Genomic DNA, 14,215 nt, shown 5'->3' with positions numbered 1-14,215 from the left:
CTACGCTTTTCTCTTTTAAATTTAGTCCATCATATTTCCTAGAGTTCGTCCAAAATTATACAAAGAATGCATCATCTTAAGTTATTTTAGTCGTAATAAGCTGACCAGCTTCATTAATAGTAACTTTCCATTTCACTCCACTAGCAGTCTTCATAATCACACCTTTACTTGCTTCTAGTTCAATATCTCCAAACATTCTTCCACCAGTTGTCGCTAGCCAAGCATTCCCATTTTCCATAGAAGACCTTGCAAAAATACGATTAATCCGAAAACGCTTATGGTCTTGAGCATAACCACTCAATGTAATTCTTACTTTATATAACTGACTAGCCTTCATATTCGATATAATTGTATCTCCAACATTTAATGGAACATCCGCCGCAATAACCCAACTACCATTTGCACTTAATACATATTCTATTTTAATTTTCTTAGGGCTCTCTCCCCACCCAAAGTATATCCCAAAACAATTCAACATTTTAATCGGATTTTTCGTAAAGTCCAGTTCAATAACAACTGGATTACTATCTGGAACATCAATATAATTCACACTTTGTTCATCTATTAAATTAAAACAATTAGCGATATTTCCACCGTAAGGTAATTTCCCACTTACTTGCTTAACACTATACTTCTGCTGAGCATTTACTAAAATATCATCTTGATTCCCTATTAAATGTGGTTTATTTAGCGTCAAGGGTAACTGAATTCGAAGTGATTCTTCATAGGTAGACTTACAAACATTGTATTGTCCTTTATCTACAATAGTTGTTGAAAGTAAGTTTGAAAAAAGGTAATTACGATGCGAATTAGAAGAAAATTCAATGACAATTGGTTCGCTACTCATCCGGTACGTATCCCAAATCATACAATCAAATGTATTATACGCGCCCGAGCAACGAATTACTTTTTTCGTTTGTTGTCTACATTGCACTTGAATATCATGAAATGTATTGCCTGAACTTTCATTTGGTAAATCGCTATTTCCATCGACTTCTATCCCATACTGGCAACCATCAATAAAAATAGATTGAAATACATTTGCATTAATCCAACAAGGTGTATTAATATCATCTATATATTCTGTTTTCAAATATATTGCGATTTGAAAATTTTTAATTTGAATAAAGTTAACTTGAAAGAAACTAATATAATCCCACGCCTTTTGACAATAAAAGTGTATAGCCTTTCCTTTATATGACGGCGTTGTATTTATTATATTTATATTTGATATGACAGATTGATTAGGCACTTCTATTTGTTGTGAACCAGAAACATAAATAACAGATGATTGGAATATCTGATTTATTACTTGAATAGTACCACCAGTTATAGAAGCATTACTTTGAAGTTCAAACGCATTAAAATCTCCATCGATTTGTACCGTTACTGTAGGATCTAACTCTAACCTTACATTTGATTTAATAACAATCGGCTTTAAAATTTTGTACGTATTTACTCCTGTAATTCTCACTGTTGAAATGCGATTCGATACACAATAATCAATAGCTTGTTGAATTGCTAATGAACTATCATTTCCAGAGTTCGGAACTGCACCAAAACAATCAATATGAACACTACATTTTGGTGTACAATCTTCTTGTGATGAAATATACTCTGACAAAATAAATTCACCCCTAATATTATCTTTTTCATATAATATGTTAGTTCTCTCTTAAAAGTTTCTATAATAAAAAAAACAAACGACATATACAGTCATTTGTTTAATTCATATATACCTTTCGTTTCTTCTACCATTTTAGTTAACGAGAAATTCCTCTCCGCTTTTTCTCTTGCTTTCACTCTAATGTCATTCACCTTTTCTTCATTTCCTTGTAATTCCTTAAGTGCATCTGCGAATTCAATATCGTGATATTCAGATATTAATACACCTGATTCTCCATCTATTACCGCTTCATTTATTCCACCAACATCTATCGAAACAATCGGTGTTCCTGTAGCCATCGCTTCAATTACTACCATTGGAAATACTTCACGAAAAGAGAGTAATAGCAAAGCATCCATATTTCTGATAAACTCATGTGGTTCTGAAACATTTCCTAACATCTTTACACTTTGTTGCAAACCATGTTCTTCTATTTCTTTCATTATAGATTCTTTCTCTGGTCCATCACCAGCGATATAAAACAAAAAATCTTTTCTCATTTTTAACACACCTGCAATTTTAACAAATAGTTGATGATTTTTCTCCTTAGATAATCTCGCTAATATACCTACCCTATAAATAGATTCTTTCTTTTTCTGCTGGAATAAAAATTTTTCAATATCCACGCCGTTATAAATTGTTTTTATTTTTTCTTCAGCTACACGAATTGAAATTAAATTCTTTCTTTCAGACTCACTTACTGTAATAATATTATTCACGTATTTATTCATGAAATAACGAAAAATCATTGGTATTTTCTTTTCTAGTATCGTGACATTATGTTTCGTATACACAACTTTTATCTTTCTTTTAATAACCTTTTGAAGTAAAAAAGCATATAATACCATTCGCAAACTATTCGCATGAATAATATCTATCTTTCGTTTACAAATTTCTTTTCGTAAGTCATAAATATTTCTCAAATGATTCCAGCGGCTAAGCAAAATGAAATTTTCTTTTTTATTTAGAGATTGATATAATTCCCCATCGCCTGCAGCCGTATAAACAGTAAAGCTTTCATATTGCAAATTGTTTTCCAATTTACAAAAATAACTCTCGGCTCCCCCAGTTATCAATTTATCTGTCATCAACAATATATTCATAATTGCGTCTTCCCAACTACATTGATTTTATTTTTTCTATAAGCATGGTAAGCATACTTACTAAAATAAAAAAAGGTTTGCAATGAATTAAGTGGTTTTTGTGCTCTTAATAGCTTCCAATATCGGAAGGCCGCTCTTATTTTATTTCTCGAAACAGAATTTGTAACAATTCTATATTTTGCCAATACTTGTTGTATCCCTTTCGCTTCATATCCTTTACTTAACAAGTTCAGCCATAACGCTGTATCTTCAGGCTGCATACTGGGCATTTCAATGCAAGAAATCTTCTCACGATCAAGCATTACTGTTAAACACCCAATAATTGTATTTCCCGCTAAATAATGATAGTCAACACATTCTGGTACATACACTTCTCTATTCAATTCATTACTATTTTCATCTATTAAACTATAAGATGTATATGAAAACGCAACATTCTTTTCTTCCATAAATAACAATTGCGTCTCCAATTTATTTGGTAGCCAAATATCGTCACTATCTAAAAAGGCAATATACCTTCCTCTCGCTTCTTTAATCGCTATATTCCGAGCTTTAGCAGCACCCATATTTTCTTCTAATGATAATAACCGAATTCGCGAATCTCCTTCTATCATCTCCTTAATTTTTACAGCTGAGTGGTCCGTTGAAGCATCGTCCACGATAAGCATTTCCCAATTTTCATAAGATTGACTCTGCACAGATGTGATTGTCTCACCAATAAAACATAAACTATTATAAGAAGGTGTTATTATAGAAACACACGGCGCCTCGTTATGTACTGATAGACACTTTACCATCTATCATTCCCCTTCCTTCATATGTTGAGATGTACTTCACAACAACTGCTAAAAATAGAAAGAAAGCTTCGTTAATAATAAGTGACAATGACATCATCTGAAATAAAAATGCAATCATGGTCAATAAAAGATATGGCTTTTCACGAAACAAGTTATACTTAGTCAACTTCACCATTAGAATACATAAAAAAGCGCTATATAAAAGGAAACCAATTGTACCCGATTCAGATAGAATTTCTAAAAATGTATTGTGCACATATAGTTTTTCATTGAACTGATACTCATAATAATTCGAAAAATTAAAAGCACCGATACCGATATATGGATTAGATAAAAAATATTTGAAAGCAGCTTCCCATAGTGTAAATCTACCACTCCCATTATCGTGTGAAAAATCAGAAATCCGATTATTCAATATATCATCTAGTTTTCCACCCATTACTACATTCGCTAAACTAAAAATAACAACACTAAACAATACTAAACCCATTATTATTTTTACTTTTTTAGCAAAACTGGACATGCATACATATACAAAAATGACGAGCGCAATTGCTAAAATACCACCTCTTGAAAAAGTTAATAAACTCGTTGTAACACATAAAATCAATCCTATTACATTGGTGATATTATATAAATTTGTCATATAATACATGAAAAATATTGTATTATAAAAAATAAAGATGTTGGGATCATCTAATAATCCAATTAATCTCGGATATCCTCTATCTACTAATAATCCAGCATAAATCTCTCTCTCTTCTCCGCCATATAATCCAAAATGTTGTAATCCGACTATATAGAGTATGAGACTTGCAATATTAAATACTAATCCTACATAGACAATAGCTGACTCGAGTACTACTATTTCGGTGTTCCCCAGTAAATTCCTCATAATAAAATAACATCCTAAAACAAGTAATACACCAAAAATCATACGAATACTTGCACTTAAATATATAGAAAGAATACCACTTAAGCAATAGATGAAATAAAACAATAAAAATACAACTTCATGAAAATATAGCTTTCGAATATAAAAATCTTTAATTGCTACACCAAAATAAATGACTAGAAAAATCATATATATCTTCAAAGAAAATCCTATATATATGTTGTACTTACTTAACATAACAAACAAAATCAGAAGAAAAATCCATTTCATCGAAATTTGCATATTATTTTCCATAGGCTATATCCCCTGCTTCGTAATATAATCCTTTTCTCGTGTTTTTCTTATAAATGAAAGAATAAGTTTTTTAAATTCTTGATCATATAGGAATATCCCAACTACTACGATTAACGTATTAAGAACAAGAGCAATCAAATTATATGTCTGTAATACATATTGCACTCCAATAAAAGTTACACCAAAATAAATTGTATATGGTATTACAATTTGGAATACAATTTTTTTCCTCACTGTACTTACTGCTATATATCCAGTCAAAGCCACTGTTTCAAATAAAACCATAGCGTAAGCCGCTCCTCTAACTCCACCAATGCTACTGAAGCTATATAGCATAATTCCTCCAATCACTAAAGCAACACACTGTACGGCAGTTCTCTTATTTTGAAGTCCACTCGTTGTTAAACCATCAGCGATAGCAATATTTAAACTTTGTAATACAATGAGAAAAGATAGTATTTGGAGCGGCTCTACTGCATTACTCCATTCCTCATGAAAAAATATAGAAATAAAATAAGGTGCTAAATTATATAAACCTATCGTCATACATATTCCCACGACCGCCATTGATCTTATTTGAAGCATATTTAATTTCGTATGCTCTTCTAAATTATTCTGGTTATAATGTTTAAAGAGCACTGGGAAAAATGCCCCTGCAATTACCCCTGGCACTTGATATAAAGCCGCTGGCATCCGATAAGCAACCGCGAAAACACCCACCATACTTAACGGTAATGTATAATTGAGTAAGATGGGTGCTAATTGTGGTGTACTCATTATTAAAAAACCACTAATAATAAAAGGACCTAATTGCCAAAACAATCCTTTATGAATTGCTACTTTCATATTAATGTTCGTCTTTTTTCTCATAACGTATATGCTAAATAAACCGCCAATCATATAACCAAAACCATATAATCGAGCTGTTATATACACTGGTAACTCTCCGAAAATGCAAAAGCATGTAATTATAATGACAACTGATGCAGATACAACTTTAATTAGTGCTATATATTTCATACGTTCCATAAGCTGAAAGTAGGCAATCCCTATATTTTGCCATGTAAGCCCTATTAACATCAGGAACATTACGTTTGACATCATATAAATTAAATTCTTATCCTCATACACATAATGAATAGCTATATAACCAATTACAGAAATAAAAATAAGAAGAAGTATTCTTATCTTTATGTATGAAGATACAATCGTTCCTAAATCTACTCCATTCTTTGCCCCTTCTCGAAGAAATGTATTACTAAGCCCTAAATCTGTAAAAAATAACATTACAAACGTAAATGCTATCGCAACACTAAACATCCCATAATTTTGTGCATTAAAAAAGTTGGCTAAAGCAATTAAGCTAATGGCCTGAAGAAGATTAGCTAAAATCGTACTATAAAATAGATGTACAATATTGTTTAGAATGGATCTACCCATACGAGTTCTCCTTTGCATGTAACCTACTTATATTTGTTGTGTATTAATTTAATATTTACATAAAATTATATTTACTATGTTTTTTATCTTGCACCATTCCCGTTCAATACAATAAAAACTGTCTTACATAAAATACGAATATCCATTCTAATCGTCTTCAATTCAATATATTCCATATCCAATTCCAACTTTTCTTTCGGATTAAGATTATATCCTCCATTTATTTGTGCCCACCCTGTTAACCCTGGTTTCACTAATAAACGGTGCCTGAATTCTGGAATATTAACTTCGAATTTTTCATAAAAATACTCTCTCTCTGGCCTAGGACCAACAAAAGACATATCACCTTTTAAAATATTTATAAGTTGTGGTAATTCATCAATTCTCGTTTTTCTTATAAATAATCCAACCTTTGTAATTCTCGGATCATTTTCATTTGCCCATTGTGGTCCGTTCTTTTCAGCATCGCTAACCATCGATCTTAATTTAAATAAATAAAATCTCTTTCCATTTATTCCCAAACGCTCTTGAAAATAGATTGGAGCCCCTGATGTTTCTAAAGCAATCAAAATACAAAAAAACAACATAATTGGTATCGTCAAAAGTAACAATATGAGTGAAAATATAATATCAAACAAGCGTTTTACACTTCGATTCAAAACCTTATCCTTTTCTTGAGCCGGAATAGCATACAACTTAGCTTGATTTGTTTCACGAATCATGGATCGTTACCCCCAAATTCAAGAATATAAAACTATACCTAGTAATTCACATTCTTTCCGCTTTATATCCGCTATTACTTTTTTCACTGTACGTAGCGAATCTTTTCTTTTTTTGACTGCCAAAATTACTCCATCACATTTCTCCGCAATAATATACGTAGCAGGAAGCTCAAATACTTCGGATGAATAAAAGAAAATATAATCAAAATCTTCTTTCCACTTGTCTATTACATTATCAAATTCATCCATAGCAACTAAGGGCGTCCCAGTATGTACTGTTTTTTTTGCAGGAATGCAATATAAATATTCAGAAAAAGAACTAGAAAACGATTCATAATTTAAGGCGGAAGAGCTTAATATATCGTTTACTGTTGTCATATGGTTGCTGTGTAATAGTAGATGGAGTTTAGGATCAGAAAAATTCACATCGACAAGTAATACTTTTTTTTTCATTTCCGCAAAAACTAATCCCATATTTACTATAAGTGCAGCAACAACACCTCTATCCTTCGTTGAACTAACTGTGAATACTTGTTTTCCCGATTTTTTCAATTCATGATATACAGTATAAAATTGCTCTTTCATCACAGCATCATGCGGATCGAACTGCAACTGTTTCTTTGTCTTAAACATCAACATGTTCACCTCGATATATAGATGATTGTGTTTCAACTTCTGTAGATTTTCTTTTTCTTTTCGGCGCCATACTTATATGACCAATAACAGCAACTGTTGTTATTTTCTCTAAATCTTGTTCTACATATATTCGCTCATCAAAATAATCACGAAATATAGCTAACCCAACACCAACAAAAAAGCTAACAATTAAAGAGATAGGAATAATAAGTTGTAATTTTGGAAACAATTTCTCCGCTTTTTCCTGTAAGTCTGGATTAATCAATATTTTTACTCCCTGTACATTCGTATACTGTTGAAAGCTTTTTTGAGATTGTTCTGCCAATGACTTTACAATCTCTTTCACGACTTGAGGATCCGAATCTTTTACTGTTACAGTAACAATTTGTGAGTTGTCCGTATTCAACACCGAAATTTTTTGTGCTAATTCATAACTTGATTGTTCTAATTTCAAAGTTTTTTTTACTGTCGAAATAATGAGTGGACTTTTTAAAATATCAACAAACGATGTTACGAGTTGCTTATTTTCTTGTGTCTTATTCGCTGCATTCTCCTTATTAAACTCATCTAAATTCCCAACAAGAATTTGCGTTGAATATTGATACGAAGGCTTTAGCACATACATAGATATAAGAACTAAAGAAATGGTTAAACAACACATCGTCAAAATGATCGTTACAAATCTTCTTTTCAGTAACTGCTGAAAGTCTTTTATACTAATTTCTTGCTTCAATGATTCCACCGCCTTTTTTTATGAATAGCATCCTGTTAATCATTTTGTACAGATAACCCTTTCTTTTCTATATCTGCTTGTTTTGTTATATACTTTCCTACTCTGAATGCAAATTTCTCTACAAACAAATATGAAATCGTTGCAAGTATAAAAGAAAGAATGAGCGACATAATCAAAATAATAGTTAACGGTAATATTTCATTGAGCATATATATTAAAGAAAATAATGATATAAGATGATACAAATAAAGACTGTAAGAGATTTTCCCTAAATATAACAAATATTTATTGCGTAGCAAGGATGAAAATGTTGATACTGAAAGACTTAATATGACAAATAGACATGCACTTATCGCTACAACATAGTCCCGAAATATAAAATTATTAAGTATCTTAATTTCTCCAATAACCCCTTCATACATATAAAACAAAATCGCCAATAAAAACCATGAAATTTTCTTGCACTTAGTACAATTACTATAAAATATTATTAAATTATTTTTATACTTCGCAACTAGTGCTCCTACTAAAAAAAGCACCGTATAATGAAACGTTAATGCATAACTTGTTAATGTTAAACTTGAGTGAAATAAAAACAATACCAAGACAGAACATATACTGAAACCAAACAAGGACAATAATGAATATCGTACTGTTTTACGTAAACAAACCATTAAAACTAACGGGAAAATAATTGAAATTCGCATTTCATGGACAAGCGACCAAATAACACTGTTATACGCATCTGTATTATATTTCCCAATCAATAAAACATGCTGCATCACTAAATTGAAAGAACTCTCAATTGTCCATGTTCGATTGAACCATTCGCTTAAATAAGAAATACCATATTGACTCATTGTAAGTTGGCACAAAATCGCTATCGTGATTGCCACAACATATGGAATATATATTCTACATATACGCTTTAAAAGGTATAATCCATAACGACTATTATTTTTTTGAATAGATTCATATAAAACAAATCCACTCAAAATAAAAAAGACAATAACTGATTCGTTACCACTACTAAAAATAATACGAAGAGGCGTCTCTTTTAATAGATATACAACAAATGGTTTATTATCTTCATAACTGTAAGTTTGATATGCTGTGAAAATCATTAAATGATGTCCAATCATTACTAAAAATGAAGAAATTCCTCTTATAGAATCCAGTTCTTCATACCTCTTCATCGCTTGACATCAACTCCAAATGAAATGATCATAATGATTTAAAAGCGGCATCATTATTCATATTCTCCTCCTCTCTGTTTATTCCACTTTTTATATTGATATTGATATTGATATTAAAATGATAATATAAAGTAATTTTGAATGTATTGTAACACTTTTTGTAATATTTTGAATATAATATACCAATAATTGGTATATATCAATTTCAACCTCGAAAAATAAGAAATATTGGCGGAATAACACTATAAATATATATTTCTTATTTATAAAAATAAAAAAACAATAACATGTATGTGATTCTTTTCATATAAAACAAAAAAGATAGCCTCTATCAGCTATCTTTTTTTACTTTATTTAATTATTAGCACCATTATACGACACATGCCGTTTCTCAATCCGTTCTTCAATTTCTTTCATATTTTCTTTATTACTTAATAGTGATTGTTTATTTTCTATTAATAATTGTTTAAAAGATTTTCTCACTTTTTTTCGCATTGTCAGTTTCCTCCTTAACGATTACAAATAACTTATCAAAGGATGGTTTATTTAAAAGATAAGTAATTATCTGTGTAGACTTATAATAATTGATTGTTGTGAAATCCATTTGAACTTCATATGAAAACTGAGTTTATATTCTGACAACTTTGTGAACAAAAAAAGAAAGATAGATCAAAATTATGTTTGATCTACCTTTCCATACCCTTTAAAGCATATTAATCAATATTTCAGGTCTTCCCCAATTCATTTCGCCGCAAACGAATCGTAGTTTTTCTTCGTTCATTGTGTGTAACCCTTCTTCTAACGAACATGAAATTGGAACTTCACAATGAATTTGCGCTAATTGTAAAGAGATATTTAAATTCTCTAAATCACTTTCAATTTTTGTGCGCTGCCCTTTCGTTAATGATGCTATATTTTCTAGTACTGCCGATACTGTGCCGTATTCTTGAATAAGCTTATACGCTGTTTTTTCACCAATACCTTTTACACCTGGATAATTATCACTTGTATCTCCCATGAAAGCTTTCGCATGCACGATTTGCCAAGGTTCTACACCTTTCTCTTCCATGATTTTTTCCGGTGTGTAATACTCGTAATTTCCAATTCCTTTACGAAGAAGCATAACTGTAACATTCGTATCAACAAGTTGAAGTAAATCTGTATCACCTGTCAAAATATAAACTTCCGCTTCATTGCAATATTGTTTTGCAAGCGTACCGATGCAATCATCCGCTTCATAACCTTTCATACCGATTACAGGCATAGATAATTTCGCGGTCATTTCTTGTACTAAATCAAATTGCGGAATTAATTCTTCCGGCGGTGCTGCACGGTTTGCTTTATAATTCGAGAAAGATTCCGTTCTAAATGTCGTACTTCCCATATCCCAGCACGTTACAATGTGCGTTGGTTCGATTGCTTGTGTTGCTGTTAATAAATGCTTCATATAACCATGAATCCCATTCGTTGGGGTACCATCTTGTCGTTTCATAAATTGTCCATATACACTTGTTGCGTAAAAAGCACGAAATAATAGTGCCATACCATCAACTAATAATACTTTTTTCATAATTCCTCTCCTACTAACAAAAAATAATAACCTCACGTTATCACGTAAGGTTATATATAGATTACCATTCTACGTTTTTGTTCAACTTTGTCTATTATACATTGTTTTTGTATATTTAGCATCATTAACACATTAAGACGTTCTACCGCAACAAGTATGAAGTATTCCTGAATACGTATTTTTACCTGTCGAAACAACTACAGCCTTTGCATTTCCGCCAACAATATACGTACCTTTGAAACATACATTTTCAAGTTCAAGTGGATTATATTCTTTCATCCGTTTTAATGGAATAAATCGTTTACGTTCAAGATGATAGCAACTTTCAAATTTCTCAATACTAGCATCGTTTCCTGTCAGCATAGATTCATTTACTAATAAATCATTTGCATAAATAATACGTACATCTGCTGGCACTGTATCGCCCTCTGCAAGAAAAATCATATCTCCAGGTACAAGCTCTTGTACTGGCAATTTCATCATTTTCAATTCATTGTTTAGCCCTGTTACGCTAGAGGCTTCTACTCTAGAAACAGTAACTGTTTCACATTTTAATTCATCATGCACATTTTGTTTTGAAAGACCTGGAATCATTCCACTTAGCTTCATCATTACTTCCGCAATACGCGCCCTTTTTGAAGTTAATTCATTTCGGCCGTATACTTGAATACGTTTTTGTGCCTCTTTCATAGATAGTCCGTCTCTTGTTGTTTTAAAATACGCAAATACAGATTTTACATCTCTTGTTGCGATTTCAATTAATAAATCTTTATTTTTTTGAAGCATTGTTTGTTCTTTCATTGCTTTTTTACTTAATTTATACGGAGTGTTACCCACACTTTTATTTACATATAACATATTATCGTCTCCTCCTTTACAACATAGGAAGAAACGCTTTGTTTCTCAATTTATCCACTTCACCGTGAAAGTGTCTAGCGCTTAAATACTCGAATAAACGCTACATTATGATAAATATAAAGGGAGGAACAAGTCGTTTCCTGCCTACATCATATATTTTTGATTTGAAGTATATGGGTAACGGAACCGAGTCAGAATTTGACATGCTCCTCACCTCCTCTTTAATTTTTTAGTTATAATCTATACTATGAAATTACTCATAGCTTGGTAACAAAAAAGACCCTTGCTCATAAGAGAGCAAAGGTCATTGCATACACAAATAAGCGATTCCCAATATAATATAATTAGAAATCTACGGACCTCTCCCTCGCCGAGTTTTAGCACTGTATAGCATAGGTTCATTACCAGCTACGTTAAGAAAAACCTTAATTCGATCATTCCTGTTGACCCATTGGCGTCTCTCGACATTTTTGGGCAGTAGCATTTCTCTATACAGGAGCCTCACCTAACAGAGACTTATTTTAATTACATAGAAAATGTTACTCTTATTTAAAATAGATGTCAACACTTTGTATGGAAACTTTTCCTTATTACAACAACTACCTCGAGTTTAGTACACTAATACGCATCCTTCTCAGCGTTCGGCTACATAAAATAAAACCCTTACGTTAAAATATAAGGGTTTTAATATGTTACACAACCAGCAATTACAATTCCGATGGAAAGTGATAAAAACATAAGGAAAAGACCAACTGCTTGATTATCTTCTTCAAGGCTTTTATTAATATTAAAACGTGGTGTAAGCCATTCTGCTAAATAAAAGACAATAATTTGAGCTAATATCCCAACAGCTCCCCATGAAACCATATCAAGAATTGAAATAGAATTAGCAGCCGTTGAATATAAAACGATAGCAAGACCAAGTAATCTTCCTCCAAGTACATAGCTTACCGCTTTATTCCCTTGAGCCATTAACTTAAATTCCTTAACTTTCGTTGTCACTTCCATAAGAAAAAGACCGATACATAAAAGTGCAAGTGATACTGCTAAATATAGTAAAAAATTAATCATTTATTTTCCTCCTTCTTAATACCTACCGGTAAATAATACGATTCATTTCCCGTAATTTTTTCTCCGGCACGTATACCGATGCTGCTCGCTTTTCCAGCAATTAAAAAAGCCCCAAACACGTACGACAGCTTCTCAATTCCTTTTTCAGTTTCCAAAAATACAACTGGAAGCTCTGTATATTTCTGAAATATAGGAAGTGACGATTTATACGTTTCATGTGCATTTCGAATCATAATATTTGTATCCTTATCACGAATCGTAATCGTGTCACCTTCCCTACCGAACGAAGGTTTTTGAACGAAAGGACTTTTCCCCAAAAATAAATCTGGCTCAAAATATGTAGGAAGCATATATTCTTTAATCCACCTTTGTTCCTCACTTGTGTAAAAAGCACCTTCTTCTGCTAATCCCCAAATAAGACATTGAATTGATTTCGGCTGAATTAAAAAGGCCGACAAAGGATTTATAATAAAAAGCTTTCCTTCTTTTACAAGTTGCAAAAGTTCTACTCCCACCAAATCCCCCGTTTCGGGATCTTGATCTTCAATTAAGTCTTCAATTGGATATGTTTGGCGATACAAAACATCAATTGGTACACCATCTCTATCTACTAAAGCATCATCTGTAATTCTAAGTTCTGTCATTGGCATCACTTTATTTTCAACATGACATAGCCCACTCAAATACATAGTCGTATTCCAATCTTCTATATGTTCATGATGAGCTGTGAAAACAACATTTGGATCTTCCATTCCTTTTGTAAACTCCATTACGGCTTTTGTAATACCGGAAGAAAGTAAGCGCTCTTGATTTGCATTTGGATCACCATAGCCTAATTTTCCACAAACTTTTCCATTCATTTGAAAGCATTCCACAATAAAAGTTGGAGTGTCACTATTAAACTCAAGCATTTTAATACGATTATCATCTGTTAAAGCAAAATCAAATCGTGAAATAACAGATTCAGGATACATTCCTTTCAGTCTAATAAAAGGCAAGCTTGCATCTGGAAAACCAAGTTCAAGAAGCTGTTCATTAGATAAATCCCGAAGAAGTCTAGCAGTCTTAAAAAATATTTTCCCCATTCGTTCAGTTGCTAATTGTAATTGTTTCATCGTTTGCTCTGTTATTGGAAAAACATGAAACAAACTATACTCACATTCATATAAATCCGACCAGAAATGCGGATAATTCGAATAAAATCCTTTTCGTTTCTTTATGTATTGCGACATAT

General features: G+C 31.8%; 14 protein-coding genes and 1 riboswitch. All 14 genes read right to left on the bottom strand.

Features of this window, described 5'->3' with window-relative positions:
* Positions 1–76: 76 nt before the first annotated feature.
* The 14 genes from MHB76_RS07955 to MHB76_RS07890 all read right to left on the bottom strand — a co-directional run bounded on the left by MHB76_RS07955 (position 77) and on the right by MHB76_RS07890 (position 14,213).
* Positions 77–1,624 carry a hypothetical protein gene (locus tag MHB76_RS07955; protein ID WP_078173033.1) on the bottom strand — a complete coding sequence of 516 codons (1,548 nt, stop codon included), beginning with the start codon at positions 1,622–1,624 and terminating at the stop codon, positions 77–79.
* A 92-nt stretch (positions 1,625–1,716) separates the two neighbouring features.
* Entirely contained in the window at positions 1,717–2,769 is a 1,053-nt protein-coding gene (locus MHB76_RS07950; RefSeq protein WP_078173032.1) for a glycosyltransferase family 4 protein, read from the bottom strand.
* On the bottom strand, positions 2,766–3,566 hold the full coding sequence (locus tag MHB76_RS07945; RefSeq protein ID WP_078173031.1) for a glycosyltransferase family 2 protein: 801 nt from the start codon (positions 3,564–3,566) through the stop codon (positions 2,766–2,768). The genes MHB76_RS07950 and MHB76_RS07945 overlap by 4 nt, the downstream gene beginning before the upstream one ends.
* Positions 3,541–4,755 carry an O-antigen ligase family protein gene (locus MHB76_RS07940; RefSeq protein WP_078173030.1) on the bottom strand — a complete coding sequence of 405 codons (1,215 nt, stop codon included), beginning with the start codon at positions 4,753–4,755 and terminating at the stop codon, positions 3,541–3,543. The genes MHB76_RS07945 and MHB76_RS07940 overlap by 26 nt, the downstream gene beginning before the upstream one ends.
* Before the next feature lie 3 nt (positions 4,756–4,758).
* Positions 4,759–6,195 carry an oligosaccharide flippase family protein gene (locus tag MHB76_RS07935; protein WP_078173029.1) on the bottom strand — a complete coding sequence of 479 codons (1,437 nt, stop codon included), beginning with the start codon at positions 6,193–6,195 and terminating at the stop codon, positions 4,759–4,761.
* 83 nt (positions 6,196–6,278) lie between these two features.
* Positions 6,279–6,917 carry a sugar transferase gene (locus tag MHB76_RS07930; RefSeq protein ID WP_078173028.1) on the bottom strand — a complete coding sequence of 213 codons (639 nt, stop codon included), beginning with the start codon at positions 6,915–6,917 and terminating at the stop codon, positions 6,279–6,281.
* 18 nt (positions 6,918–6,935) lie between these two features.
* Positions 6,936–7,556, bottom strand: a complete 621-nt coding sequence (locus MHB76_RS07925; protein WP_078173026.1) for a CpsD/CapB family tyrosine-protein kinase — start codon at positions 7,554–7,556, stop codon at positions 6,936–6,938.
* Entirely contained in the window at positions 7,543–8,286 is a 744-nt protein-coding gene (locus MHB76_RS07920; protein WP_078173025.1) for a YveK family protein, read from the bottom strand. The genes MHB76_RS07925 and MHB76_RS07920 overlap by 14 nt, the downstream gene beginning before the upstream one ends.
* A 35-nt stretch (positions 8,287–8,321) precedes the next feature.
* Entirely contained in the window at positions 8,322–9,482 is a 1,161-nt protein-coding gene (locus MHB76_RS07915; protein ID WP_078173024.1) for an acyltransferase family protein, read from the bottom strand.
* A 354-nt stretch (positions 9,483–9,836) separates the two neighbouring features.
* The gene (locus MHB76_RS07910; protein ID WP_078173022.1) at positions 9,837–9,977 is read right to left on the bottom strand and encodes an FbpB family small basic protein; all 141 of its coding nucleotides are present in this window, start codon (positions 9,975–9,977) and stop codon (positions 9,837–9,839) included.
* A gap of 208 nt (positions 9,978–10,185) precedes the next feature.
* Positions 10,186–11,052, bottom strand: a complete 867-nt coding sequence (locus MHB76_RS07905; protein ID WP_078173021.1) for a 5'-3' exonuclease — start codon at positions 11,050–11,052, stop codon at positions 10,186–10,188.
* Positions 11,053–11,184: 132 nt separating this feature from the next.
* On the bottom strand, positions 11,185–11,910 hold the full coding sequence (locus MHB76_RS07900) for a P-type ATPase (RefSeq protein WP_088078195.1): 726 nt from the start codon (positions 11,908–11,910) through the stop codon (positions 11,185–11,187).
* A gap of 354 nt (positions 11,911–12,264) precedes the next feature.
* Positions 12,265–12,430, bottom strand: a riboswitch (M-box (ykoK) riboswitch).
* A 164-nt stretch (positions 12,431–12,594) separates the two neighbouring features.
* A complete protein-coding gene (locus tag MHB76_RS07895; protein ID WP_002117799.1) occupies positions 12,595–12,981 on the bottom strand; it encodes a DUF350 domain-containing protein in 387 nt (128 codons plus the stop codon).
* The gene (locus tag MHB76_RS07890) at positions 12,978–14,213 is read right to left on the bottom strand and encodes a glutathionylspermidine synthase family protein (protein ID WP_078173017.1); all 1,236 of its coding nucleotides are present in this window, start codon (positions 14,211–14,213) and stop codon (positions 12,978–12,980) included. The genes MHB76_RS07895 and MHB76_RS07890 overlap by 4 nt, the downstream gene beginning before the upstream one ends.
* Between the last annotated feature and the right edge of the window lie 2 nt (positions 14,214–14,215).

Source organism: Bacillus sp. FSL M7-1345 (assembly GCF_038006985.1).
Lineage (GTDB): Bacteria > Bacillota > Bacilli > Bacillales > Bacillaceae_G > Bacillus_A > Bacillus_A cereus_U.
Note: the sequence above shows the minus strand (reverse complement) of the source record. Positions and strands in the feature narration are given on the sequence as shown.